We start from the raw sequence: 26,278 nt of genomic DNA, 5'->3' as shown, positions 1-26,278 counted from the left end.
TTTACGGTTTATCACTCGACGAGGGTGAGGATTCGACAACAGGTGCGGCAGCTTTCTTTTCTGCATCCATCAACGTGGCGGAAGCGTTTTCCGTCGGCTCTGGCGTTGTAGCACCCGTGGATTCCGGTTTTTGCTCCGGCGAACTGGCCTGGTTTTCAGCGGCGGCAGGGGTGACCCCTTCTCGCTGCGCTTCACCTTCTTTCACCACCGGATTGTGGATAGTGTGCGCTTCATCGCTCGCTTTCTCAGGATCGTGCACGCTGTATGAACGCTTCATCGATTCTGCCGCTTCACGCAGCTCATCCATTGAGGCTTTCAGCTCCGGGGTCAGATTTGTCAGGCTCGCTTTCTCTACTTTCTTCAGGCTGTCCTGAAACTCCTGAAGCTTAAGCTCCTGGGTCAGTTCATTCTGAACAGTAGTTGCCAGGGAACGTAAAGCACGCACCCAGCCAGCAACCGTTTTTACCGCTACGGGTAATCGTTGCGGCCCCAGAACGATGAGGCCGATCACGAACACCAATAACAGTTCGCTAAAACCGATATCAAACACGGATTATACCTGCTCTTTATCTTGGCTTTTGGCGTCTTCCTTTTTCACTTCGCCCTGCTTATCGGTGATGGATTTAGCTGTAAAATCAGCGTCCTGGCTGGTTTTATCTTGCTTAGGCTCATCATCACCCATCGCTTTTTTGAAGCCTTTAATCGATGCGCCAAGATCGGAACCGATGGAGCCGAGTTTCTTGGTGCCAAATAGCAGTACAACGATGACGGCAATGATCAACAACTGCCAAATACTGATACCACCCATACATGTTCCTCTGTCATAGATGATGAATTAATAAGGCCGTAGTATACGTTACACGGCCTGCCTTGGGCGATGAAAAATTCAGCGCATTTTGCGCCAGCCGATTAACCAGGCCAGGACACCGCCTGCCATCAACCAGCCCGGCATAAGCCCCCACTCAGGACGGCTTACCAGCAGGAATGTTCCACTTAGCAACAATGTTGCGCCAATGCCCAATAAATAACGGGATTGTCCCTGACGTACATGATTCGCGTGAAGCTCGCGGGCAATCTTATCAACACTGTGCTGTAAATATTTGCCCTGGCGCAAACTGTCATACACCAGTTCAGGTATTTCTGGCATTTTTTCGACCCAGAACGGTGCTTTTTCTTTAAATGCCCTGACAAGTGCCGGAATACCGACCTGATCTTTGATCCAGGATTCGAGGAATGGCTTAGCCGTTTTCCATAAATCTAGCTGCGGATAGAGCTGTCGTCCGACACCTTCAACATACAGCAGCGTCTTCTGAAGCAATACCAGTTGAGGCTGAACTTCCATGTTGAATCGGCGCGCAGTGTTGAACAGATTCAACAGCACATGACCAAAGGAAATTTCCGCCAACGGCTTTTCAAAAATCGGCTCACACACGGTACGAATGGCAAATTCGAACTCTTCAACGTTGGTATCCGGCGGAACCCAGCCAGAATCCACGTGCAGTTCAGCAACTTTGCGGTAGTCACGGTTAAAGAACGCGATGAAGTTTTCAGCCAGGTAGCGCTTATCTTCTTTGTTTAAAGAACCCACTATCCCACAATCAATACCAATGTATTTCGGGTTTTCAGGGTGCTCATAACTTACGAAAATATTCCCAGGGTGCATGTCCGCATGGAAAAAGCTGTCACGGAAAACCTGAGTAAAGAAGACCTGAACACCGCGTTCAGCCAGCAACTTCATATTGGTGCCGTTCTTCTCAAGCGTGGCGACATCTGAAACGGGAATACCGTAAATGCGCTCCATCACCATCATGTTCTGACTGCAATAGTCGGAGTACACTTCCGGGATGTACAACATCGGGCTGTCTTCAAAATTACGTCGCAGCTGAATCGCGTTCGCTGACTCGCGCAGCAAATTCAGTTCATCAATCAACGTCTTTTCATATTCACGGACCACTTCTGTTGGCCGCAGGCGACGACCATCAGGCAGCAGGCGAGGAACCCAACGAGCAAGGCGATAGATCAGTTTTAAATCCGCTTTGATAACCGGCAGGATGTCCGGGCGAATAACTTTGATCACCACCTCTTTGCCATTCGATTTCAGCCGTGCGGTGTGAACCTGAGCAATAGATGCAGATGCCAGCGGCGTGATCTCAAAATCATCAAACCATTCTTCGACGGGCAGTCCGCCCATCGCTTCTTCGATTTGTTCTTTCGCGCGTTGCCCATCGAATGGCGCAACCCGATCCTGCAGTAGCGCTAGCTGATCGGCGATGTGAGGAGGGAAAAGATCACGACGGGTTGAGAGCATTTGCCCAAACTTGATCCACACCGGGCCAAGTTCCTGTAAAGCCAGTCTCAGCCTTTCTCCCAGTGGTTTATCTTTGTGTCGGTTGGGCATCCAGAACAGCGAGTAACGCCACAGCCGGAGCGGCAGCGTGATACGCATTTTAGGGATGAGTTCATCAAGGCCATAACTTAAAAAAGTGCGAATGATGAAATAAAGGCGCCGTACTTCACCTGGCGTCATTTGGCCTCCAGTTTTTCCAGCCGTGTTGCCAGAGATTCGACCGCGCGCTCAACGGCTGCCGTTTCTTCTGCAAACCATGCAACCTCAAGCGGACCAGGAGCCATGCGCCACTCTTCGGTGAGCGCTTCAGCAACATAGCGCTGCTGGCGTTGAATGTTGCGGCACAGGAACTTCGTTCCACCACGCAACACTTTGCTAACCCCTTCCGCGACGATATCGCCAGTATAGGGCGCTAACAGTTCAGCGGGATCAAACTCCGCCAGATCGGCCAACGCAACAAAGTTCTGTACGACCTGAATATCGCCCTGGACTTCCAGCTCACCGCTGCGAATAAGCGTGGTGAGTTGCTGCCGATCGCGTAGTTTCGGTAACACGCTGGCATGTGTGATTACGGTGCAATCGGCTTCGCCTTCCCATGCCCCCAGCACATCGACCTGGCGCTCACTGAACACCAGAACTAACGGTGTTGAAAATCCTTTGAGATCAACACGTAGCACTTTTCCCTGTAAACGCGTTCTGGCTGACTTGAGCGCAGGGGAACGGTACAGAAAGGTGTTGAGCAGATTTTCAACGCCTGCGGTCACTAAGGGTTTTAAAGGCATCCCCAATCTCCTGTCAGAACTTGTAACCACGATGCAGCGCAACGACACCAGCCGTCAGGTTGTAGTAATCAACGCTTTCGAACCCGGCATCTTGCATCATTGCTTTTAAGGTGTCCTGATCGGGATGCATGCGGATTGACTCCGCCAAATAGCGATAACTGTCTGCATCGCTTGCTACCATTGAGCCAATACGCGGTAGAACGTGGAAAGAGTACGCGTCGTAGGCTTTGCTCAGCGGTTCGATAATCGGCTTAGAGAACTCCAGCACCAGTAGACGCCCGCCCGGCTTCAACACGCGATACATTGAGCGTAATGCTTTGTCTTTATCCGTCACGTTGCGCAGACCGAAAGAGATGGTGATGCAGTCAAACGTGTTGTCAGGGAAAGGTAATGCTTCCGCATTCGCCTGAACGTACTCAACGTTCCCCACTACACCGATATTGCGCAGCTTTTCACGACCCATTTTGAGCATCGAGTCATTGATATCCGCCAGCACAACTTTGCCGGTTTCGCCTACCATGCGAGAGAATTTCGCCGTCAGATCGCCGGTACCGCCAGCCAAATCGAGAACGGTTTGTCCGCGACGCACGCCACTGCAGTCAATGGTGAAGCGTTTCCACAAACGATGAATGCCGAATGACATTAAGTCATTCATAACGTCATATTTAGAGGCCACAGAATGAAAAACGTGGGCCACCATGTCAGCTTTCTGCTCTTTAGCGACGGTCTGAAAGCCAAAGTGCGTCGTTTCTTGTGAATTATCCACCATCTCAGTGCCTGCTCATTCAAAAAATGTTCGAGAAGTGTAACAGATTGGGCCAATTTGCCCTACCCTTCTGCCGGGTTCAACTACCCCAAATGGACTAGCTTGATTGCTGATTTACCGCTTCATCATCGGAGTAAGGCTCATCTTGTTGCGTTTCAGGGACCGAGCGCAAGCGGTACTCTTCATCCTGCGTAGTGGCTTGTTCAGCCAGCTCAGGATTAATCTCGCGCTTAATTTCCACTCCTAAACTGCGAAACGCTTCGGCCTGCGACAGGACGTTTCCACGGCCTGAAGAGAGTTTTTTCATCGCCTGTCGGTAGTTGTCCTGGGCTTTATCCAGGCTTTGACCAATTGCCGACATATCATCCACAAACAACCGCATCTTGTCATAAAGTTTGCTGGCCCGATCGGCAATTTGTTGCGCATTACGGCTCTGATGCTCGTAGCGCCACAGATTGGCAATCGTACGCAATGCCACCAACAGCGTGGTGGGACTGACCAGCATAATGTTATTTCTAAGCGCTTCGGTAATCAGTTCGGGCTGCCTGTCGAGCGCCAGTAAAAAAGCTGGCTCAACGGGGATAAACATCAGCACATAGTCAAGCGTACGTAATCCAGGAAGCTGCTGATAGTCTTTGCGGCCCAACAGACGAATGTGGTTTCGCACCGAGGCGATGTGCTCCTGTAGCGCGCTCTCGCGGGTGAATTCATCTTCAGCGTTAAAATAGCGTTCATAGGCGACCAGCGTCATTTTCGCATCAATCACCACATCTTTGCCCTGCGGTAATCGAACAATAACATCTGGCTGCATCCGTGAACGGGCGTCGTTTTCGATGCTGACCTGGGTTTCGTATTCATAGCCTTCGCGCAGACCGGAAGCCTCAAGCACCCGCGTGAGTACGACCTCGCCCCAGTTCCCCTGCGTTTTGTTATCACCTTTTAATGCCCGCGTCAGGTTTACCGCTTCCTGTGCCATCTGCGCATTCAGTTGTTGGAGATTACGAATTTCGTGCGCCAGAGTATGGCGTTCCTGCGCCTCTTTGCCAAAGCTGTCCTGAACCTGGCGTCGAAAACCGTCCAGTTGTTCGCGAAGCGGTGCCAGCAGGCTGTTCAGGCTTTGGCGATTTTGCTCATCTACGCGGCGATTGCTGTGCTCGAAAATACGGTTCGCCAGATTTTCAAACTGCTCGCTCAGGCGCTGTTCGCTGTTGATCATCTGACGGATCTTATCTTCCGCATGCTGTTGCGTTGCTTCCAGCCGGGTAGTGACTTCACGGAGATCGGCTTCCAGAGAGGTGTTGATACTGTGCAGGCTGCGCAATTCGTTATTAAGCAGTTCGCACTCATCACGCCAGTGGGCTTCCTGTGAGAGTTGTTGCCGGGCGGCGCTTAGCGCGATATCCAGTTCACGTCGTTCTTCGAGGAGATCGGCACGGATCCTGTCGGCGTGCGCTTTTGTTGCCAGCCACCCGACCAGCAGTCCTGCGGCTAATGCCAGCACGGCACTCATCACAATTGAAATATCCACAACGCCCCCCTTACAGCTACGACTTACCGGCACAAAATAGAATTGTGCTGTATAAACGTCCAGTTTAAAAGGAATTTCCTGCGAGGCACTACGCAAAATAAAAAGGCCGAACGCGTCGGCCTTTTTGAATAGACGGGAGAATTACAGTAAACGACGCGCAGCTTCCACCACGATTTTCACCGCGTGGCTTTCTGTTTGTTTCATCGTTTCCGCATTAGGGATCTCTTGCTGAGTACGGTTCACGATAACACCCGCAACCATACCGGCACGCAGACCCTGGCTAGCGCACATGGTCAGCAGCGTGGCGGATTCCATTTCGTAGTTCATGACGCCCATAGACTGCCACTCTTCCATAGAGCCTTTAAAACGGCTCACTACGCGACCAGAGAAGGTGTCATAACGCTCCTGGCCCGGGTAGAAGGTATCAGAAGACGCAGTAACGCCAATGTGGGTGGTGGCGCCGATTGATTTCGCCGCTTCCACCAGCGCGGTGGTGCACTCGAAGTCCGCTACAGCCGGGAACTCCATGGGCGCGAAGTGCAGGCTTGCTCCATCCAGACGGACAGACGCCGTGGTGACCAGGACATCACCCACGTTGATATGTGGCTGGATAGCGCCAGTCGTACCGATACGCAGGAAGGTACGAATGCCCAGCTGTGCCAGTTCTTCTACGGCAATAGAGGTTGACGGGCCACCGATACCGGTAGAGCAAACGATCACGGCTTTACCATCCAGCTCAGCACGCCAGGTAGTGAACTCGCGATGAGATGCCAGCTTAACCGGCTTATCCATCAGCGCGGCGATCTTTTCCACACGCTCCGGGTCGCCAGGGACGATAGCAAGCGTAGCCCCTTGTAAATCGCTCTTAGTGAGGCCGAGATGAAAAACATCAGACTTAGACATAAAAACTCCTCTGTGAATCGGTTTTGTCAGAAGAAGCAAAAACACACTTTACCGAAGGCATGAACATATTTTCGTGACAGTCATCACTATGATGTAAATCAATTGCATTCAATTACCATCAAATAGTGATTTAAATCACATAAATGATGCGATGTAAGGAACCCCTGCACAAAAGATAGCCCGTTTAAGGCAATGTGGTTCGTTGCATGTGTCTATAGTTAACAATGCGCTTTTTGGCTGAATATTTAAGGGTACGGAGAATACCATGACAACACGACAATCTGGCTTTGCACCTGCTGTATCTCCACCAACGTCTACCACGGTTCACACTCCAGATAACGCAATTATCGCCGGAGTAACATCCATACCTTCACAAGGCGATGATATGCCAGCGTATCACGCACGACCAAAGCAAACCGATGGCCCGCTGCCCGTGGTTATTGTCGTGCAGGAGATTTTTGGCATTCATGAACACATTCGTGACGTTTGCCGCCGTCTGGCTCTGGAAGGGTATCTGGCTATCGCTCCAGAGCTCTATTTTCGCGAAGGCGATCCCAATGACTTTGCCGACATTCCCACGCTGCTCAGCGGCCTTGTCGCCAAAGTACCTGACTCTCAGGTACTGGCCGATTTGGATCACGTCGCCAGCTGGGCCTCCCGCAACGGAGGTGATGCGCATCAACTGATGATTACCGGATTCTGCTGGGGCGGGCGCATTACCTGGCTGTATGCCGCACATAATCCACAGTTAAAAGCGGCGGTGGCGTGGTACGGCAAACTGGTGGGCGATAAAACCCTCAACTCGCCGAAACATCCCGTTGATATCGCGACCGATCTTAACGCTCCCGTTCTGGGGCTTTATGGCGGCCAGGACACCAGTATTCCACAAGATACCGTTGAAACAATGCGTCAGGCGCTACGCGCCGCCAATGCTAAAGCGGAAATCGTGGTCTATCCCGATGCCGGACATGCGTTTAACGCCGATTATCGCCCGAGCTATCACGAAGAGTCCGCTAAGGATGGCTGGCAGAGAATGCTGGAGTGGTTTACCCAGTACGGCAGTAAAAAATAAGGACAACCCTGGCTTCGGCCAGGGTATCCCTCAGAAAAAATAAGTGTATTGCGTCACATTCTTGCGACAATTTTTTTAATTATACAGTCTCGCTGCATCAATTTTTTTGCTGTTAAAGAAGGCGCTATGATCGCCTTCACATTTGACGTACTCCTCCCCCATCAAATGCAAAATTTTCGTTGCTTAGCGCCAAACTATTTTTCTGTTTAACATCGCTATTCTCCTGAATACTCAGTAACAGACCCAGCGAATTGCTTATTCTGTGAACAGGAGATTGATCATGACGCAACAGACTTTCCAGGCCCAACCTTTTGCTCTGCCTTTTGATCCGCATACCACCGCACTGGTGATGATCGATATGCAACGTGACTTTGTTGAGGCAGGTGGTTTTGGTGAAGCATTAGGTAACGATGTCTCGTTGGTTCGAAGCGCAATTGAGCCATGTAAAAAGGTATTAGCGGCTGCGCGCGATAAAGGCTTACTTGTGATTCATACTCGCGAAGGGCACCGCGCCGATCTTAGCGATTGCCCGGCGGCGAAACTCACCCGCGGCGGTAAAACTTTCATTGGCGAAACAGGCCCTATGGGACGCATTTTGGTTCGGGGCGAAGCCGGTCACGACATTATCCCTGAACTGTACCCGGTCTCGGGTGAACCGGTTATCGACAAACCAGGTAAAGGTGCGTTCTACCAGACTGATTTACATCTGATTTTACAAAATCACGGGATCAAAACGTTAATTGTCTGCGGCGTCACGACTGAAGTATGCGTGACGACGACGGTACGAGAAGCCAACGATCGGGGCTATGAATGCATCATTCCTGAAGATTGTGTGGGTTCCTACTTTCCAGAGTTCCAGAAATATGCGCTGGAGATGATCAAAGCCCAGGGCGCGATTTTTGGTTGGGTCAGTCACGCTGATGCCATTATCGCAGGGTTGAAAGGCTAACGTCATGACGCCGGCGGCACTTTCTGCGCTTTCGCTAGGGTATCTCTTTCCGGTGAAAGGACGACACATTCTGCGGGTTCACAGTGCATTTCAGCATGCTCTGAATCTGCGCTCAGAAGAAGGACGTCACCTCACGCTGCTGTGTGCAGAGAAGTATCAAAACCTGGCGGATGCGGCACGGATCATGCTGCCAGAATGGTGGGACTGGCGGCGGGAGATCACAGGAACCGGGACAATTCGGTTAGCCGATGGCGTATTAATAGCCCAGCGTTTTCGTGTGGACCTGAACGCAGCCGCAGTGTGGCAACCCCAACTCCGACGTGAATCGCTGGATCCGAAAACCTGTTTGTGGCCTCAACGGCACTACAGGACGCTGGATTCTCAACTGCTGCTGTTTTGCCTGGAACATGAGGTAGAAAGCGCCCTGCAATGGCAGGGAAATATTCGCCAACGGGGGTTAAGGCCACAAGAGTCGCCGGAGCAACTTGAAGAACAGGTCCCCCGGTTAATCGGTTACGGCAAAGGGCTAACGCCGGATGGCGATGACTATCTACTGGGTTATCTGGCGGCGCTTTGGCAGTGGAAACTCTGTCCCGGTCTTGAGGCTCACTACACCAGATTGCAACAGGCTATTGAACGGCAACTACCGTACACAACTGACATCAGCCAGCATTATTTACACGGCGCGCTACAAGATCATTTTTCGCAACCGATTTGCGAGTTGCTCAAACAGCTTAATGTTGACGCGCCTACAACAACGATTATCGCCTGTGCAGAACAGGTCATGCAATTTGGGGCGACATCGGGCGTCGACTGCCTGGCCGGTTTGCTTCACGGCATGAGAACGCTGTACGCACACCATTGAATAAATGAAATGCTCTCGTAGCGCAGATCGCTACGCGGAATCGCTGTACCCGAAATCTGTTATCGGGTGATAAACGACGGACATAACACAATGAAAGTAAAGAATAAAATTTTCAGAAACCTCTATCAGGATTCCGTATCCCTGATGCAGATTTCGGCGCAAATCAGCGCGTTACCAGGCATTCAGCAGGCTTCCGTGGTGATGGGAACATCAACAAATCTTGAGCAGCTTAGTCACGCCGGGCTTGGCGACAACGTCAAAGCAGGGCCAAACGACCTGGTCATAGCGGTAATGGGAGAAGAGGATATCTGCGCCGAAGCGCTGGATATCGCAGAACAACGCCTGATCAGTAAACCGGAAGATGAAGGTGACGAGGGTGTAAAAACACCGGATATAGTGAGTATAGAAATGGCGCTGGAGAAAGTGCCTGATGCCAATCTGGCGCTGATTTCTGTCCCTGGTGACTACGCCGCGGCGGAAGCCATTAAAGCGCTGAATCTTGGTCTGAATGTGATGATGTTCAGCGATAACGTCAGCATTGAGCAAGAAAAAGCGATAAAAAACCTCGCTCGTGATCGTAACCGTATCGTCATGGGGCCCGATTGCGGAACCGCCATTATTAACGGCATTCCATTGGGTTTCGCGAATGTAGTAAACCGCGGTCATATCGGCGTGGTGGGAGCCTCCGGCACGGGATTACAGGAAGTCACCTGTCGTATTGACCAACTGGGTGCAGGTATCTCTCAGGCGCTCGGTACTGGCGGCCACGATCTGAGCGAAGACATCGGCGGGATTTCGATGCTGTTTGGGCTGCAAGCACTCATGGATGATGACGACACCCACGTCATCGTATTGATTTCCAAACCACCGTCATCAGTGGTAGCTGAACGTATTCTGCAACTGGCGCAGTCTGCCGGCAAGCCGGTCGTCGTCAATTTCCTGGGAGCCGACCCACAAACCGTTACGCGACCAAACGTAACCGCAGCGACAACCCTTGCTGGCGCAGCAGACCTTGCCGTCGCGTTGCTAAACAAACGCCCACTAACGGAAACTCGCTATCAGCCTTCACCGTCAGACCTTACTGCACTGCAACAAGCCTGCCAGCGTTTGGCTCCAACTCGTCAGGCTATCCGCGGTGTTTTTGCAGGAGGAACATTCTGCTACGAAGCGCAGCTCATCTGTCAGCAAAACGGTTTTACCGCCGCATCAAACACGCCGGTGTCGGGTAACCAAACGCTTGCCAATATCTGGCAAAGCCATAACCACACGCTGATAGATATGGGTGATGACGATTTTACCCGAGGTAAGCCACATCCCATGATCGACCCGACATTACGCAATCAACGTCTGCTCGCTGAACTTAACGATCCGCAGACCGCCGTCGTTCTGTTCGATTTGGTGTTGGGATACGGTGCTTCTGAAGCACCTGCTGCTGAATTACTCGAACAACTCACACAGATTGATCAACAGCAGGCACCACTGATGATTGCTCACGTTTGCGGTACCGAAAGCGATCCCCAGCAAAGAAGTCGCCAGGTCAGCGCTTTGCGTGATGCTGGCGTCATTATCGCTGACTGTAATGCCCAGGCTGCGCAATGGGCCAGCATCGTGGCGCAGATTCAGATTGAGAAGAAGGAAGTAATTGCATGAATACCTTGTTTAATCAGCCGCTGAAAGTGGTAAACGCCGGATTACAGAGTTTCGCCAACAATATTCAGAAAGTCGGCGGTGAAGCAATAGCGTTGAGCTGGCAGCCGCCCGCACAGGGAGATGTGAATGCCGGACTGGAGCTGGCCTCTTTAATACACCATCCGCTGGTTGAACAGGCGAATAAAATCGCCATGGAGCGCTATCTCAGCGCCCAACCGGTACTGGTCGATGTTATGCAGGCTCATGAAGCAATTCCAGAAATGGCTAAAAGTAAACGTATTCTTCACTCCGGCCCCCCCATTAGCTGGGAAAACATGTGTGGGCCGGTAAAAGGCGCAATCATCGGCGCAATGCTCTTTGAAGGATGGGCCACCAGCCATGAAGAGGCGGAGTGTCAGATTCTGGCGGGAGATATCGAACTTGAACCGTGCCACCATTATCACGCTGTTGGACCGATGGCGGGAATTATCAGTCCGTCGATGCCGCTGTGGGTCATCGAGAACAAGACTAACGGTCAGCGTACGTTCAGCAATTTTAATGAAGGGCTGGGTAAGGTTTTACGCTTCGGAGCGAACAACGATGAGGTACTCAATCGCTTGTACTGGATGCGTGACGAGCTGGCACCGGCACTGAAAGCGGCTGTCATTCGTCTTGGAGAACTGGAGCTAAAACCACTCATGGCCCAGGCGCTGCATATGGGTGACGAGGTTCACAACCGTAACGCCGCCGCGACCGGCCTGCTCATCAAACGCCTACTGCCTGCGCTGTTGTCCAGTAATTTACCTGCGGAGCAGTTGCAGCGAACGGTCACCTTCATTACCAGCAATGATCACTTCTTTCTTAATCTCTCGATGGCGGCCTGCAAAGCAATGATGGACGCGGCAACCAATGTTCCTTTCAGTTCCATGGTTACCGTTATGGCCCGCAACGGCGTGAATTTTGGTATTCGTCTTTCGGGTACAGGCGACCAGTGGTTCCAGGCTCCGGCCAATGCGGTTGAAGGGTTATTTTTCCCCGGCTATGGAGTAGACGATGCCGCCGCCGATCTTGGCGACAGCGCTATTACCGAAACCGCGGGCGTGGGTGGTTTTGCAATGGCTTCTTCCCCAGCAATTGTGAAATTTGTTGGCGGAACACCTGCAGATGCCACCAACAACAGCAGACGCATGCAGGCAATCACCCTGGGCGGCAATCCGGCATTTACTCTGCCAGCACTCAATTTTGCTCCGACCGCGGCGGGAATCGATGCACGTAAGGTGGCCGACAGGGGGATTTTACCGGTCATCAATACGGGGATCGCCCATAAACAGGCAGGTGTCGGTCAGATTGGCGCAGGGATCACGACCGCGCCAATGCGCTGTTTTGTTGATGCCATTGCCGCGCTGGCGCGGATCGTCGCACAAGGAGAAAAACCGTGAATAAACCTCTGGCTGTCGTTGCCGTTGGCGGCAACGCGCTGATTCAGGACGATCGGCGTAATAGTATCTCCGATCAGTACGAGGCCGTCATGGAAAGCGTGAAGCACATTACCGATATGGTCGAAGCTGGATGGGACCTGGTACTGACTCATGGCAATGGCCCACAAGTGGGCTTTATTTTACGTCGATCCGAGTTAGCTAGCAGTGAAGTCTCGCCGGTCCCGCTGGATTATGCGGTCGGCGATACTCAGGGCGCGATCGGCTATATGTTTCAGAAAGCGCTGCATAACGAACTTGCGCGCCGCAGCCTCCATAAGCCGGTTGTGGCACTCATCACGCAAACACGGGTCAGCCAGCACGACGACGCTTTTGCTAACCCAAGTAAACCCATCGGTGCATTTCTGGACGAACACACTGCACGTGAACGCCAGCAACAGCTTGGCTGGACGATGATGGAGGATGCCGGACGAGGCTGGCGACGTACCGTACCGTCGCCAAGGCCTCTGGAAATCATTGAACGAGACACTATCGCGCAGTTAGTGCGGCAGGGCTATATCGTTATCGCCTGCGGCGGTGGCGGGATCCCTGTCATACGCGATGCGCATCACCAGTTGCAGGGGGTTGAGGCGGTGATAGATAAAGATCTCGCTTCCGCGCTGCTTGCCAGCCAACTGGGAGCGGACTTGCTGGTTATCCCGACTGGCGTGGAAAAAGTGGCGATTAACTTCGGCACACCACAGCAGCAATGGCTGGAAACGCTCAGCATCGCGCAAGCCGAACAGCTCCTGCAAGAAGGTCAGTTTGGCGTCGGCAGCATGCAGCCCAAAGTCGAAGCAATTCTCGATTTCATGAATGCCAGCCGACAACAGGGCAAGAACGCCAGCGGTCTGATCACCAGCCCGCAGGCGATCAAATCTGCACTGGACCATCAAAACGGCACATGGATAACCCTTTAGCTTTAGGAGAATAAGATGACTACAACAACCCTACTGGCCGTCAACGGAACCCTGATGCGCGGCCTGGAACTCAATAAAAATATGCAAAAAGCAGGCGGTGTCTTTATCCGCGAAGACCGCACTGATGCGCACTACCGTTTGTGGAGCATTAACGACCAACATCCGGGGATGATCCGCGTTGCCCAAGGTGGTACTCACGTGGCTCTGGAAATTTGGCAATTACCACTGGCCAGTTTTGCTGAACTGCTGATGAGTGAGCCAGCCGGACTGGCAATCGGCAAAGTCAAACTCGAAGATGGCAGTGAAGTTTTGGGTGTACTGGCGGAAAACTGGCTGACAGAAGGGCAACGGGAAATTACCGAATTAGGAAGCTGGCGCAAATACACCGGTCATTTTCATACCGTGTAATGCGCATTAACAGAGGGAACAGGATATGCGTAAAACAGAAGAGAGTATGAATACTGCATCAGGCTTGAGAATTGCCATGATTCTGTTGGGGATCGCAGTAACACCGGTTTTGCTGTCGTCCTCAAGTCTTGGCAACCAACTCTCCAGTAGCAGTCTGGTTACTGTAGTGCTGTTGGGTGGGTTAATCCTTACCATCCTTGCCGCCATCACGATCAGCGTTGGCGAAAAAGCCCGTCTGCCGACATACGGTATTGTTAAGTACGCTTTCGGTGAAAAAGGGGCCATTGCTATCAATATCCTGATGGCAATCAGTCTTTTTGGCTGGATTGCCGTGACTGCAAATATGTTTGGTCACTCTGTCCATGACTTACTGTTACAGCACGGCATAACGCTTCCTGTCCCTCTGCTGGTGATAGCGGGTTGCGTGGTATTCGTCGCATCTACGGCATTTGGCTTTGCCGTATTGGGTAAAGTCGCACAGGTCGCGGTGCCGATCATCGCCTTAGTACTGTGCTATATCCTCTATATTGCGACACACAGCGAAGTCACCACGCCAGCGGAAGTTGTCAGCATGAATACAGGTGTCGCTGTCTCGACCGTCGTCGGCACCATTATCGTGCTTGTCGCTACGCTACCTGATTTCGGCAGCTTTGTGCATAATCGCAAACATGCTCTCATCTCAGCGGCTGTGACGTTCCTAATTGCCTATCCGCTACTTTACTGGGCTGGCGCAACGCCCAGCGCCCTCAGCGGTCAGGGTTCTCTGCTGGGAGCCATGACAATATTTGGCGCCGTATTGCCAGGCGCGCTGCTGCTGATCTTTGCCTGTGTAACAGGGAATGCCGGAAATATGTTTCAGGGTACGTTAGTGGTTTCAACACTGTTAACCCGGTTCCCTAAATGGCAAATTACTATCGCCTTGGGTGTACTCTCTGCGATAGTCGGAAGTCTGGATATTATGGCGTGGTTCATTCCCTTCCTACTGTTCCTCGGTATCGCGACGCCGCCTGTAGCAGGTATTTATATTGCCGACTTTTTCCTCTATCGCCGAAATGGTTATCAGGAATTGGTCCTGACGCAAGAGCCACAGATTAAGGTACTGACGTTTGTTGCATGGATCCTTGGCGCCGCTGTAGGTTTTATGACGGTAAAAGGCCTCTTCACTCTAACCAGTATTCCTTCGGTGGATTCGATTGTTGTAGCTTGTATCGCTTATATACTGTTAAGTCGACTGGGCAAACATCATTAGTTCCTGGGTATAATTGGCATTAACATTACGGCTGAACCGGGATTGGTTTAGCCGATCTCTGCCAACCAGGAAACCTTATGTTCATCTCTGACGAAACCCTTCGTGTTATTCATCTGGTCGCCAGGCATCAGAGCATCAGCATCGCCGCAGAACAATTAAATAAGGTGCCTTCAGCCATCAGTTACACCATTAAAAAAGCGGAAGAAAGCCTGGGGGTAGCGCTGTTTACTCGCAAAGGTCGATATATCGAAATCACACCTGCTGGCCGCTATTTTATTGAACATAGCAAGACCATTCTCGGTGATATGGAGGCGCTTAAGCGTAACACCGCTCTGATCCATGATGGCGTCGAGCGCGAATTAACAATTGCGGTGAACAATATTATTCCCGCCCCTTTGTTGGTGGCGTTTATCCACGATTTCGAACGACAATTCTCCTCGACAACTCTGACGGTCTGCCTTGAGGTATACAACGGTTGTTGGGACGCGCTCTACAGCAGACGTGCCGATCTGGTGATTGGCGCGCCACATGCCGTCCCCAGTACTGAAGGTATTGTCAGTGAACCTATTGGCCAGCTTGAATGGGATTTTGTCGTCAGCCCGCGACATCCGCTCGCCAGTGAGCGCCATCCGCTGGAAAACGCAGAACTTCGCCAGTACACCGCAGTGTGTATTCGTGATACATCCGTAAATTTTACGCCGTTACAAGCATGGTTACTGGAGGGACAAAAACCGCTGTTCGTACCAGACTTCGCTACCGCCATTGCACTTATCGAACAAAATGTCGGTATTGGCTATATCCCGCACCATTTAGCGCTCCCGCTGTTAAATAGTGGCAAACTGTTGAAAAAACCGATGCGCGAGCATAAACATGCGACAAAATTATTCCTGGCAGCCCGTTCGGATGGAATGGGGAAAGTGTGCCAGTGGTGCATCGACTATTTAAAGAAACCGGCGCTTTATGCCAGTTAACAGGGAAGAGCGGAGGCTTTTGCCTCCGCTGTAGAGGTTAAGCCTGACGCAGATTCTGCGCCGCTTTAACCATGTTGGCCAGCGCAGCACGGGTTTCCGGCCAGCCGCGCGTTTTCAGGCCGCAGTCCGGGTTCACCCACAGACGCTCTGCCGGAATACGCTGCTCGGCTTTCTTCAGCAGGGCTTCAATCCACTCCACGCTCGGGACGTTCGGCGAGTGAATGTCGTAGACGCCCGGCCCGATTTCGTTCGGATAGTCGAACTCTTCAAACGATTCCAGCAGCTCCATATCAGAACGTGAAGTCTCAATAGTGATCACGTCCGCGTCCAGCGCCGCAATGGAATCCATGATGTCGTTGAACTCGCAGTAACACATGTGGGTGTGGATCTGGGTTTCATCCTTCGCCACTGCCGCGTTAATGCGGAAGGCTTCCACGCCCCACTCCAGATACGCCGCCCAGTCGCTGCGACGCAGCGGTAAACCTTCACGCAGTGCCGGTTCGTCAATCTGAATAATACCAATCCCCGCCGCTTCCAGATCCGCGACTTCATCACGCAATGCTAGCGCAATCTGCTTCGCGATGGTTTCACGCGTCACGTCTTCACGCGGGAATGACCAACAGAGAATGGTCACCGGACCGGTCAGCATACCTTTTACCGGTTTGTCGGTCAGCGACTGAGCATACTTCGCCCACTCCACGGTGATCGCTTCCGGGCGGCTGACGTCGCCAATCACCACCGGCGGCTTCACGCAACGGGAGCCATAGCTCTGCACCCAACCGTTCTGGGTAAAGACAAACCCGTCCAGATGCTCACCAAAGTATTCCACCATGTCGTTACGTTCGGCTTCACCGTGTACCAGCACGTCGAGACCCAGGCGCTCCTGTTCGGCGATCGCCTGTTTGATATGTTCCGCGATCCCTGTGCGATAGTTACCGGCATCCAGGTTGCCTTTTTTGAAGTCCAGACGCAGGCCGCGAATTTCCGTGGTTTGCGGGAATGAGCCAATAGTCGTGGTCGGCCATGCCGGCAGATTAAAACGGGCACGTTGTGCCTCGGCGCGAACCGGGTAAGCGTTGGCGCGCTGGCTGTCCTGGGCGGTGATCGCCGCCAGACGTTTTTCCACTGCGGCGTTGTGGACGCGGGTAGAGTGACGACGAGCCTGAATTGGTGCGCTCCACGCCACAATTGCCGCCGTATCACCACTGTTTAGCGCATCGCGCAGCAGCGCCAGTTCGCCACATTTTTGCAGGGCGAAAGCAAACCAGCTCTTCACTTCCGCATCAAGGCGGGTTTCCACACTGAGATCGATGGGGCTATGCAGCAGAGAGCAGGAAGAGGCCACCCACAGATTACGTTTTCCGACGATATCTTTAATTTGCGCATATTTCTCACTGAGGTCGGCGCGCCATACGTTGCGCCCATTCACCAGACCCGCTGACAGCAGCCAGTCGGCAGGCAGATGCTTGTGCAGCTCGGCGACATCATCTTTACCATGCACGAAGTCAACGTGCAGCCCCTGTACCGGCAGCGCGGTAATGGTATCCAGATTCGGCGTGACGCCTTCAAAATAGGTGGTCAGCAGCAGCTTCACCTGGCCTTGCAGGGCGTCATAAGCCGGTTTAAAGGCATCCAGCCACGCTTGCGGCAACTCCAGCACCAGAGCCGGTTCATCGATTTGCACCCACTCAATACCCCGTTTTGCCAGCTCTGCCAGCACCTGCTGGTAAACCGGCAGAATATCGTTCAACAGACTCAGGCGATCAAACTGTTCGCCCTTCACTTTCCCCAGCCACAGGTAAGTTACCGGCCCCAGCAGCACAGGTTTCACCTTATGGCCAAGCGCCAGCGCTTCGTCTACTTCATCCAGCAGTTGCGTCCAGGTCAGTTTGAACTGCTGACCTTTGGTGAACTCCGGTACCATGTAGTGATAGTTGGTGTTAAACCATTTAGTCATTTCTGCCGCCGCCGCTGGCTCACCGGTCGGTGCGCGGCCACGACCAATGCGGAATAAGGTATCAATATCAACCGAACCGTCTTTGTTCTGATGACGAGCCGGAACGTTGCCGAGCAGCAGGCTGGTGGTCAGAACATGGTCGTACCAGGCAAAATCACCTACCGGCAGCAGGTCAACACCCGCCAGCTTCTGCTGATCCCAATGGCGGGCACGCAGCTCGCGGCCAACGGCCAGCAATTCTTCACGGGAGGAATTTCCCGCCCAGTAACTTTCTTGCGCTTTCTTCAACTCGCGACGAAGGCCAACACGAGGGAAACCGAGGGTGTGATTAAGTATTGTCATTATATGCCTCTTATTTAATTTGCAGGTTTTAGCCATCCAGATGTTTACACCGCTATATTTCGCAAGTACTGTATATTCCTCAAGCGCAATTTGTTCATGCCGAAGTGAAGGACTTTCATGATCGAGATTAAACACCTGAAAACGCTCCAGGCGTTGCGGAATAGTGGTTCGCTGGCAGCCGCCGCAGCGACGTTGCATCAGACCCAATCCGCCCTTTCTCACCAGTTCAGCGATCTGGAGCAGCGCCTTGGCTTTCGACTCTTTATCCGTAAAAGCCAGCCGCTGCGCTTTACGCCGCAGGGCGAAATTTTGCTGCAGCTGGCAAATCAGGTGTTGCCGCAAATTGGCCGGGCACTGCAGGCCTGCAACGAACCGCAGCAAACCCGGCTGCGAATCGCCATTGAATGCCACAGCTGTATCCAGTGGCTGACGCCCGCGCTGGAGAATTTTCGTGCCAACTGGCCGCAGGTGGAGATGGACTTTAAATCCGGTGTAACGTTTGATCCGCAACCGGCGCTACAGCAAGATGAGCTGGATCTGGTATTAACCTCCGACATTCTGCCGCGCAGTGGACTGCACTACTCACCGATGTTCGATTTTGAAGTCCGCCTGGTACTGGCGCCGGATCATCCGTTAGCCAGCAAAACGCAAATCACACCGGAAGATTTAGCCAGCGAGACGCTGCTTATTTACCCGGTGCAACGGAGTAGACTGGATGTCTGGCGGCATTTCTTACAGCCTGCGGGCGTGAGCCCGTCGCTGAAGAGCGTGGATAACACCCTGCTGCTGATTCAAATGGTTGCCGCCAGAATGGGTATCGCCGCGTTACCACACTGGGTGGTGGAGAGTTTTGAACGCCAGGGCCTGGTGGTGACCAAAACCCTGGGCGATGGATTGTGGAGCCGACTGTACGCCGCCGTGCGTGATGGCGAGCAGCGGCAGCCGGTCACGGAAGCGTTTATTCGCTCAGCGCGGAATCACGCCTGCGATCATCTGCCGTTTGTGCGGAGTGCGGAACGACCCACTTTCGATGTACCCACAGTGAGGCCACTATCACAGCCGCGCCAATGATGAAGCTTGGCCAGTGAGGCTGTTGATGCCAGATAGCCAGGTTGACCAACAGCCCGGCTGGCACATGCATATTGTTCATGATGCCCAACGTACCTGCATCCACTTGGGTCGCACCGTAGTTCCACATAAAGTAACCAATGCCGGACGCCGCCACGCCAAGAAATACCAGGATACCCCACTGTAGCGTAGTGGTAGGCATTTTCTGCGCATTGCCCAGCATGAACCAGGCCACGACAGCCACCATAAAGGCCCCCATGTAAAACCAGGCAAAAGCGTTATGCTGTGGCATTGGGCGGGTTTCCATCAGACGCTTATAGCCCACCATACCGATGGCAAAACTAATGTTGGAAAGCTGCACCAGCAGCAGGCCAGTCCAGAAGTGGCTGGTTACCTGATCGTAACGAATAATCCCCGCGCCAATCACCGCCAGTAACGCACTGAAAGCGTAGCTCCAACGCAGACGCCGCCCGCTCATCAGGTCATAAATCAGCGTGATGTAGAGCGGCGTCAGCACGGTGAAAAGCAATAGCTCTGAAACCGTCAGATACAGGTAGGCGTGAAAACTCAGCATATACATAATGCCAAGCTGCATGGCCCCCACCAGCATATACAGCGCGATTGTTTTTACGCTGTGCCCACGGGTACGTAAAAACGGCAGGAAAACCAGCGCCGCGAGTCCAACGCGCACCAGCACTGCAAAATAGCTATCGACATGACCAGCAAGGTACTCGCCAAACAGGCTGAAGGAAAAGGCCCACAAAATAGTGGTAATGATGAGTAGCGCCACAATGGATGTCTCTTAGAACAGGGAACATCCATTGTAGCGGAGAGTTTAGTTGACAACTGGTCAACTAAAGAACAATTACTTTAAAAAGAGATCGCGCAGGTAGTGCGGCACGGCATCGTCGGCGTTGAGTCCGATGACTTCCAGTTCCGGATGCAGATCCTTCAGACGCTGGTGGGCGTTGCCCATGATGCAGCCTTTGCCCGCCATGGAGAGCATTTCCGCGTCGTTCATCCCGTCGCCAAAAGCGATACAGTCTTTCAGGTTGTAGCCCATCGCTTTCGCTACCGCTTCCAGCGCATGACCTTTCGATACGCCGCCCGCCATGACTTCCAGACAGGTAAGCGTAGAGAAGCTAACGTTGACGCGATCGCCCCAGCGGGCGTTAATCGCCTGCTCCAGCGGCAGCAATCTTTCGTGAGAATCGGTGGTGAAGAAAACTTTGCTGACGCCTTCCGGCTCCAGTAGCGCAGGTTCAAACAGGGAATAGTTAAACACAGCTTCTTTGAAAAAGCGCATTTCGTCGGGGCGATGGCGGTTCATAAACCACTCATCATCACGATAAACGTTGGTCACGATGTCCGGATTTGCATTCACTACGCCAAACAGGTCGCTGGCAATGTCGCGATCCAGGTTATGAGAAAACACCAGATTTCCATCAGAATCATGCACCCGCGCACCGTTGGAGGTGATCATGTAGGTTTTAATACCGAGGTTATCGCGAATTTGTCCCACATCAACATGATGACGGCCAGTCGCAAACACGAAGTTAACGCCACGAGCAGTCAGTAATTTCAGCGTCTCTTTGGCATAAGGGGACAAAGTATGGTCGGGGGAAAGCAGCGTACCGTCTAAATCAGACGCAACAACCTGATACATAAGAAAATTAAACCTCTAGGCAAAGCGGGTTCCGCTGGATGAGTTATGCTTGTCGAAAAATTCGACAATAGCGTTAAGCGCGACTGAGCGCATTGCGTCCTTTTCAAAAAGGATCTCATGGTACGCGCCTTTTATGACAAGCGGCTGACCTCCTTCTACAGGATGGCCCGCCGCGGCGCGGAGTTCACAAAAAAGATCGTGCATGCGGTTATCCACCACACGCTCTTCTTCGGCCTGAATTAGTAAGGTCGGCGTCGCGTCATCTCCCGCACCAGCCAGAACCTGTTCGCCTGCCAGAATACCTTCACGTACCCAATGGTAGGTCGGGCCGCCTACACGTAGCCGCGGCTCATCAGCATAGAAACGTAGATTGCGCCGATAGCGCTGTCGACTATGAGTTAACGCATTCATGCCGAAGGGTAGCGCCCGCCAGCGCCCGGTGCCCATCGCATAGCCTTCGCGGATCCGTGGATGCCCTTCAGCCCAGTCCAGAATGTGGCGCACCATCCAGTCGGGAAAGCGCATCACAATACCAAACATCGGCGCGCAAAGCGCGATGGCATCACACTGATTCGGGTGGCGCTGCAGGAACAATGTGGCAATCGCACCGCCCATCGAATGCGCCAGTATATAGCGCTTTCTCCACGGACCGGGTAGCACTTCCTGCTGCCAGAAGGCGGTTAAATCGTCGACATAGTCATTAAAGTTATCGACATGACCGCGATGCGGATCCGACAGCATGCGCCCGGAGCGCCCCTGGCCACGGTGGTCGATAATGAGCACGTCAAAACCAGAATGAAACAGGTCATACGCCAGTTCAGCGTATTTCACGTAGCTTTCAATGCGTCCAGGACAGACGACGATGACGCGATCGTTTTTTTCTGCATGAAAACGAACAAAATGTACGGGGATATCATCCACACCCGTAAATTCCGCTTCTTCCCGCTGACGCCAGAAATCTGTCAGTGGCCCCATGGAAAAAGCAGCAAACGCGTTTTCTCTTGTTTCCCAGTCTTTTTGCTGCTGAAACATCGGGTATCCAGCCTCGCTGACCAAGTAAAATCGTTTTTTTCACCGTCGCTGACACAACCTAACGACAGTAGCGTATTGTGGCATAAAAATAGACAATTCGGGAGTTTCTCATGACCTTTGAATGGTGGTTCGCCTACCTGCTGACCTCTATTATTTTGAGCTTGTCTCCAGGTTCAGGCGCAATCAACACCATGACCACTGCCATCAGTCACGGTTATCGCGGTGCCAGCGCGTCGATTGCGGGTTTACAGACCGGGCTGGGCATTCATATCGTTTTGGTTGGCGTGGGGCTGGGAACGCTATTTTCTCGTTCGGTGATCGCGTTTGAGGTGCTGAAGTGGGCGGGAGCAGCCTATCTGATTTGGCTGGGCATTCAACAATGGCGGGCAGCGGGCGCTATCGATCTGAACACCATGGCAAATACGCAATCGCGCAGTCGCCTGTTCAAACGCGCGGTCTTTGTGAATCTGACCAATCCCAAGAGCATTGTTTTTCTTGCTGCTCTGTTCCCGCAGTTTATTCTGCCGCAGGAACCGCAGCTGATGCAGTATGTGGTGCTTGGCGTTACGACCATCGTGGTCGATATCATTGTGATGATCGGTTACGCGACGCTGGCTACGCGCATTGCAGGATGGATTAAAGGGCCAAAGCAAATGAAGGCGCTGAACAAAGTGTTTGGTTCGCTATTTATGCTGATAGGCGCCCTGCTGGCATCGGCAAGGCATGCCTGATTACAGGACCGGACCCGCTAACGCTTATCGGGTCTGGAACGAACTCAGCGCGAAATGATCAGGTGGATACCGAAGCCCGCGAACAGCGCGCCAGCAAAACCGTCAATCCACTTCGCCAGGCGCTGATAGCCACGACGCATTTTCGGCAGCGCAAACAGGCTGGCAACCACGGTAAACCACGCCAACGTTTCCACGATGATCAGGGCAAAAATTCCCCAACGCGCGCCAGTTCCCACGTTGTCGCCAACGAATAATGAGAAGACAGAGCCAAAATAGATAATGGCTTTAGGATTCGCCAGATTGGTCAGCAGACCTTTCAAGAAGCTGCGTCCGCTCTGCGCCAGCTCAACCTGCGGATTGGAAGGAGCCACGTCCTGTTTTTTAAACGCGCCGCGCAGCATCTGATACCCCATCCAGCACAGATACAGACCCCCGCCGACCATAATAATGGTATGTAGCCAGGCCATTTTTTCAATAATCAGATGCAGGCCGAGCAGCGCCACGCCAGCCCAGACCATGACGCCACAGGTAATACCCAGCACGCCCATCATCGCTTCTTTGCGCGAACGGCTAACGGCCGTTTGAGAGACAAAGAAAAAATCGGGGCCGGGACTCATCAGCGCAACGATGTGCACCAACGCAACGGTGAAAAATAGCGTTAACATAAAAAATGACTCGCGGGGGAATAGTTCAGTGAGTCACCATCCTGGCACTTTTTTGCCCGGCTGACTACTCTTCGTCGTCACCATCCACATGTGCGCGGATAAGTGCCATAAACTCTTTGCCAAAACGCTCAAGTTTACGCATTCCCACGCCATTAACGCTCAGCATTTCGCTCGGTGAAACCGGCATTTGTTCGGCCATTTCAATCAGTGTGGCGTCGTTGAACACCACGTAAGGCGGGATATTCTCTTCATCAGCAATGGCTTTACGCAGCTTACGCAGTTTGGCGAACAGTTTGCGATCGTAATTACCGCCAAAGGATTTCTGCATTGCGCGCGGTTTCAGCGCCACAATACGCGGCACGGCAAGCTGTAGTGGAACGTCACCGCGTAGCACCGGACGCGCGGCTTCGGTTAACTGTAATGCCGAGTGATGGGCAATATTCTGCGTCACCAGACCAAGATGAATAAGCTGGCGAATAACGCTGACCCAGTGTTCATGGCTTTGCTCACGACCAATGCCGTAGACCGGCAGCTTGTCATGGGCCAGCTCGCGAATACGCTGGTTATTCGCCCCACGCAGAACCTCGACGACATAACCCATACCAAAACGTTGATTCACACGGTAGATGGTCGACAGCGCTTTACGCGCATCCATGAGTCCGTCGTACTGCTTTGGCGGATCGAGACAAATATCGCAGTTACCACACGGCTCCTGACGCCCCTCGCCAAAATAGTTCAGCAGCACCAGACGACGACAGGTTTGCGCCTCGGCAAACGCCCCCATCGCATTGAGTTTATGCCGTTCGATATCCAGCAGTTGTCCGGCGGGTTTCTCTTCGAGACAACGGCGTAGCCACGCCATATCTGCCGGATCGTAAAACAACATTGCTTCCGCAGGCAGGCCATCACGCCCGGCGCGACCGGTTTCCTGGTAGTAAGACTCGATGTTACGTGGAATATCGAAATGCACCACGAAACGTACGTTGGGTTTGTTGATCCCCATGCCGAACGCCACGGTTGCCACCACAATTTGCAGATCATCGCGCTGGAATTTCTCCTGCACGTCGGCGCGTACGGTATTTTCCAGCCCGGCATGATAAGCCCCGGCACTGATGCCCCGGCTTTGCAGGCGCGCGGCGGTGTCTTCAACTTTAGCACGGCTGTTACAGTAGATAATGCCGGACTTACCGCGCTGCTCTTGCACATAGCGCATCAGTTGATCGAGCGGCTTAAACTTCTCCATCAGCATGTAGCGAATATTTGGGCGGTCGAAGCTGCTGATCTGAATTAACGGGTCGTTGAGGCCCAGCAGACGCACAATGTCCAGCCGGGTGGTTTCGTCCGCGGTGGCGGTCAGCGCCACAAACGGCAGGGTTGGGAAACGTTGACGTAACTGTCCCAGCGCCGCGTATTCCGGGCGGAAATCATGTCCCCATTGCGAAATACAGTGCGCTTCATCTACCGCCAGCAGCACCGGGTTCCAGTGCGCCAGGTTTTCAAGGAAGTTATCCAGCATCAGGCGCTCAGGCGCAATGTACAGCAGGCGAATCTGTCCGCTGCGACAGCCTGCCATCACCTCAAGCTGCTGCTCGCGACTTTGAGTGGAGTTAAGGCATGCTGCCGCCACGCCGTTGGCCAGCAGTTGATCGACCTGATCTTTCATCAGAGAAATCAGCGGAGAAACAACAACGGTGAGCCCGTTGAGCAATAATGCGGGAATCTGATAGCACAGGGATTTACCGCCGCCGGTCGGCATAACGACCAGGCAGTCGCGACCAGAGATCACGGTATCAATGATTTCTTCCTGACCCGGGCGAAACTGTTGGTAGCCAAAGGTTTCTTGCAAAACCTGTTTAGCGCCCATTTCCAGATTCAACACTTCCGCCTGCGCCACATTAACCCCATTAGCCTGAAATAAAAACAGGCGCTATTTTCAGCGCCTGAGAGAGAAACTGCAATGATTAAAATACTCTCAATACCTGTCAGAAGATATCGTTGAGCATCACGCCCACGCCAACACGGGTCTGATTGAAGTTATAGTCAATCAGCGATTCGCCGTAACCGCTGTAAACCTGGGTGTAAAAGCGCACATGCTTCGTAATGGGGTAACTGACACCCAACTCAGCACCGCCGTAACCGGTATTCCAGTTGTACTGACCTTTCGCACTTAAGACGGCGTCACCGAGGTGATAACCCAGTTTGAGCTGATAGTAGCCCATATATTTTGTGATATCCGGGTTATCGTCGGTGCTGCCGATGACGTACCACGGCTTAACTTCCACCAGCCAGTTACCGTTTTCAGCCATCAAACGCGTGTAAAGACGATTCCAGCTACGTGAAGTGGGGTCAGACCGACCGTTGGAGTCATGGTTATAACCCATTTCGACATCGCGGAGCGTCCAACCAGCGAAGCGATAGTCGGTAGCGAAACCAAGGAACAATTGCGGTTCATAATTGGTTTCGCGAAATGGGGAAGATTCTTCGCTATTCGAAAGCTGCCACCAGGACTTCTGGGTATAGGAGCCGCCAAGTACCGAGTTCGGACCTAAGATCCCGCGCCAGAGCGGAAACGCCAGGCTTAGCTGAAACTTAACCTCATCTTTGCGCGCATTTTCGGACCAGCTATAGCTGCTGATCGCTTCTTTGTTCATGTCGCTGGTATTGGTGTAGATAAGATAGTTGGTGTCATAAGGATAAAGCGTGAAAGGATTGTCATGCTCCTGCAGCATGTTGGCGATAATACTGCCGCGAACCGCGGGTGCATCATGAATCTCTTTCACTGTCGCTTCCTGCGCATACGCGGTCAACGGCAGCATGACTGCTGGTAGTAACCATCCCAGAATCGCCCGCATCGGTACTGTTCTCCTGAACCAAAATATTGATGAATTGTATAATTATCTGGCAAGTATTCTACATACTTAGCGAGTTCCTCGTTAGTTATCCCGTCCTAAAG

The 26,278-nt window shown here is 52.7% G+C and carries 25 protein-coding genes; 11 read left to right on the top strand and 14 right to left on the bottom strand.

What is annotated here, in order from left to right; all coding sequences use genetic code 11:
• Position 1 precedes the first annotated feature (1 nt).
• The 7 genes from tatB to udp all read right to left on the bottom strand — a co-directional run bounded on the left by tatB (position 2) and on the right by udp (position 6,326).
• Complete coding sequence (tatB, locus tag ACU8YC_RS23220) at positions 2–550, bottom strand: Sec-independent protein translocase protein TatB (RefSeq protein ID WP_151220034.1); 549 nt, start codon at positions 548–550, stop codon at positions 2–4.
• 3 nt (positions 551–553) lie between these two features.
• The gene (gene tatA, locus ACU8YC_RS23215; RefSeq protein ID WP_003017888.1) at positions 554–808 is read right to left on the bottom strand and encodes a Sec-independent protein translocase subunit TatA; all 255 of its coding nucleotides are present in this window, start codon (positions 806–808) and stop codon (positions 554–556) included.
• Between the two features lie 78 nt (positions 809–886).
• Complete coding sequence (ubiB, locus tag ACU8YC_RS23210) at positions 887–2,527, bottom strand: ubiquinone biosynthesis regulatory protein kinase UbiB (protein ID WP_151220035.1); 1,641 nt, start codon at positions 2,525–2,527, stop codon at positions 887–889.
• Entirely contained in the window at positions 2,524–3,129 is a 606-nt protein-coding gene (ubiJ, locus tag ACU8YC_RS23205) for a ubiquinone biosynthesis protein UbiJ (RefSeq protein WP_252839015.1), read from the bottom strand. The genes ubiB and ubiJ overlap by 4 nt, the downstream gene beginning before the upstream one ends.
• A gap of 13 nt (positions 3,130–3,142) precedes the next feature.
• Positions 3,143–3,898 (bottom strand): bifunctional demethylmenaquinone methyltransferase/2-methoxy-6-polyprenyl-1,4-benzoquinol methylase UbiE, encoded by a 756-nt coding sequence (gene ubiE, locus ACU8YC_RS23200; protein ID WP_003017897.1) that lies wholly within the window; start codon positions 3,896–3,898, stop codon positions 3,143–3,145.
• Positions 3,899–3,992: 94 nt separating this feature from the next.
• Positions 3,993–5,405, bottom strand: coding sequence for a DNA recombination protein RmuC (gene rmuC / locus ACU8YC_RS23195; protein WP_222841268.1), 1,413 nt, complete (start codon positions 5,403–5,405; stop codon positions 3,993–3,995).
• Between the two features lie 159 nt (positions 5,406–5,564).
• Positions 5,565–6,326: a uridine phosphorylase gene (udp, locus tag ACU8YC_RS23190; RefSeq protein ID WP_057064426.1), complete on the bottom strand. Its 762-nt coding sequence runs from the start codon at positions 6,324–6,326 to the stop codon at positions 5,565–5,567.
• 265 nt (positions 6,327–6,591) lie between these two features.
• Here udp and ACU8YC_RS23185 point away from each other — a divergent pair, with 265 nt between their 5' ends.
• The 9 genes from ACU8YC_RS23185 (at position 6,592) to ACU8YC_RS23145 (ending at position 15,864) form a co-directional block, all read left to right on the top strand.
• On the top strand, positions 6,592–7,398 hold the full coding sequence (locus ACU8YC_RS23185; RefSeq protein WP_151220038.1) for a dienelactone hydrolase family protein: 807 nt from the start codon (positions 6,592–6,594) through the stop codon (positions 7,396–7,398).
• A 280-nt stretch (positions 7,399–7,678) separates the two neighbouring features.
• Positions 7,679–8,347, top strand: a complete 669-nt coding sequence (locus ACU8YC_RS23180; protein WP_151216371.1) for a cysteine hydrolase family protein — start codon at positions 7,679–7,681, stop codon at positions 8,345–8,347.
• A gap of 4 nt (positions 8,348–8,351) precedes the next feature.
• On the top strand, positions 8,352–9,212 hold the full coding sequence (locus ACU8YC_RS23175) for a DUF2877 domain-containing protein (protein ID WP_446895780.1): 861 nt from the start codon (positions 8,352–8,354) through the stop codon (positions 9,210–9,212).
• A gap of 90 nt (positions 9,213–9,302) precedes the next feature.
• A complete protein-coding gene (fdrA, locus tag ACU8YC_RS23170; protein ID WP_187260260.1) occupies positions 9,303–10,862 on the top strand; it encodes an acyl-CoA synthetase FdrA in 1,560 nt (519 codons plus the stop codon).
• Positions 10,859–12,280 carry a YlbE family protein gene (locus tag ACU8YC_RS23165; RefSeq protein ID WP_151225763.1) on the top strand — a complete coding sequence of 474 codons (1,422 nt, stop codon included), beginning with the start codon at positions 10,859–10,861 and terminating at the stop codon, positions 12,278–12,280. Before fdrA ends, ACU8YC_RS23165 begins: the two co-directional genes overlap by 4 nt.
• The gene (arcC, locus tag ACU8YC_RS23160) at positions 12,277–13,236 is read left to right on the top strand and encodes a carbamate kinase (RefSeq protein WP_210905527.1); all 960 of its coding nucleotides are present in this window, start codon (positions 12,277–12,279) and stop codon (positions 13,234–13,236) included. Before ACU8YC_RS23165 ends, arcC begins: the two co-directional genes overlap by 4 nt.
• A gap of 15 nt (positions 13,237–13,251) precedes the next feature.
• A complete protein-coding gene (locus tag ACU8YC_RS23155) occupies positions 13,252–13,644 on the top strand; it encodes an allophanate hydrolase-related protein (protein WP_151216376.1) in 393 nt (130 codons plus the stop codon).
• Positions 13,645–13,669: 25 nt separating this feature from the next.
• Positions 13,670–14,893 carry a cytosine permease gene (locus ACU8YC_RS23150; RefSeq protein WP_187260258.1) on the top strand — a complete coding sequence of 408 codons (1,224 nt, stop codon included), beginning with the start codon at positions 13,670–13,672 and terminating at the stop codon, positions 14,891–14,893.
• A gap of 77 nt (positions 14,894–14,970) precedes the next feature.
• A complete protein-coding gene (locus ACU8YC_RS23145) occupies positions 14,971–15,864 on the top strand; it encodes a LysR substrate-binding domain-containing protein (protein WP_151217230.1) in 894 nt (297 codons plus the stop codon).
• 37 nt (positions 15,865–15,901) lie between these two features.
• On the opposite strand, the gene metE is transcribed toward ACU8YC_RS23145, so the two are convergent.
• Positions 15,902–18,163: a 5-methyltetrahydropteroyltriglutamate--homocysteine S-methyltransferase gene (gene metE, locus ACU8YC_RS23140; RefSeq protein WP_151217232.1), complete on the bottom strand. Its 2,262-nt coding sequence runs from the start codon at positions 18,161–18,163 to the stop codon at positions 15,902–15,904.
• A 117-nt stretch (positions 18,164–18,280) separates the two neighbouring features.
• On the opposite strand from metE, the gene metR reads away from it, so the two are divergent.
• Positions 18,281–19,234, top strand: coding sequence for an HTH-type transcriptional regulator MetR (metR, locus tag ACU8YC_RS23135; RefSeq protein WP_003841224.1), 954 nt, complete (start codon positions 18,281–18,283; stop codon positions 19,232–19,234).
• Here the strand turns inward: metR and ACU8YC_RS23130 are convergent.
• The 3 genes from ACU8YC_RS23130 to pldB all read right to left on the bottom strand — a co-directional run bounded on the left by ACU8YC_RS23130 (position 19,122) and on the right by pldB (position 21,929).
• Positions 19,122–20,021: a carboxylate/amino acid/amine transporter gene (locus ACU8YC_RS23130; protein WP_003844634.1), complete on the bottom strand. Its 900-nt coding sequence runs from the start codon at positions 20,019–20,021 to the stop codon at positions 19,122–19,124. The two genes, metR and ACU8YC_RS23130, sit on opposite strands and share 113 nt — an antisense overlap.
• Positions 20,022–20,096: 75 nt before the next feature.
• Positions 20,097–20,897, bottom strand: coding sequence for a sugar/pyridoxal phosphate phosphatase YigL (gene yigL, locus ACU8YC_RS23125; protein WP_151217234.1), 801 nt, complete (start codon positions 20,895–20,897; stop codon positions 20,097–20,099).
• Between the two features lie 15 nt (positions 20,898–20,912).
• On the bottom strand, positions 20,913–21,929 hold the full coding sequence (gene pldB / locus ACU8YC_RS23120; RefSeq protein WP_370607872.1) for a lysophospholipase L2: 1,017 nt from the start codon (positions 21,927–21,929) through the stop codon (positions 20,913–20,915).
• A gap of 110 nt (positions 21,930–22,039) precedes the next feature.
• Between pldB and rhtB the strand changes: the two genes are divergently transcribed.
• Complete coding sequence (gene rhtB / locus ACU8YC_RS23115; RefSeq protein WP_003828938.1) at positions 22,040–22,660, top strand: homoserine/homoserine lactone efflux protein; 621 nt, start codon at positions 22,040–22,042, stop codon at positions 22,658–22,660.
• A gap of 44 nt (positions 22,661–22,704) precedes the next feature.
• Here the strand turns inward: rhtB and rhtC are convergent, their stop codons facing one another.
• From rhtC to pldA, 3 genes are all read right to left on the bottom strand, one after another.
• On the bottom strand, positions 22,705–23,325 hold the full coding sequence (gene rhtC, locus ACU8YC_RS23110; RefSeq protein WP_151217236.1) for a threonine export protein RhtC: 621 nt from the start codon (positions 23,323–23,325) through the stop codon (positions 22,705–22,707).
• A gap of 64 nt (positions 23,326–23,389) precedes the next feature.
• Positions 23,390–25,219: an ATP-dependent DNA helicase RecQ gene (recQ, locus tag ACU8YC_RS23105; protein ID WP_151217238.1), complete on the bottom strand. Its 1,830-nt coding sequence runs from the start codon at positions 25,217–25,219 to the stop codon at positions 23,390–23,392.
• A gap of 88 nt (positions 25,220–25,307) precedes the next feature.
• Positions 25,308–26,177 carry a phospholipase A gene (pldA, locus tag ACU8YC_RS23100; protein WP_151217240.1) on the bottom strand — a complete coding sequence of 290 codons (870 nt, stop codon included), beginning with the start codon at positions 26,175–26,177 and terminating at the stop codon, positions 25,308–25,310.
• Between the last annotated feature and the right edge of the window lie 101 nt (positions 26,178–26,278).

The sequence above is a fragment of the Citrobacter sp. VF227 genome, assembly GCF_052950715.1.
The sequence above is the reverse complement of the archived record's forward strand: the minus strand, read 5'-3'. Positions and strand labels throughout refer to the sequence as shown.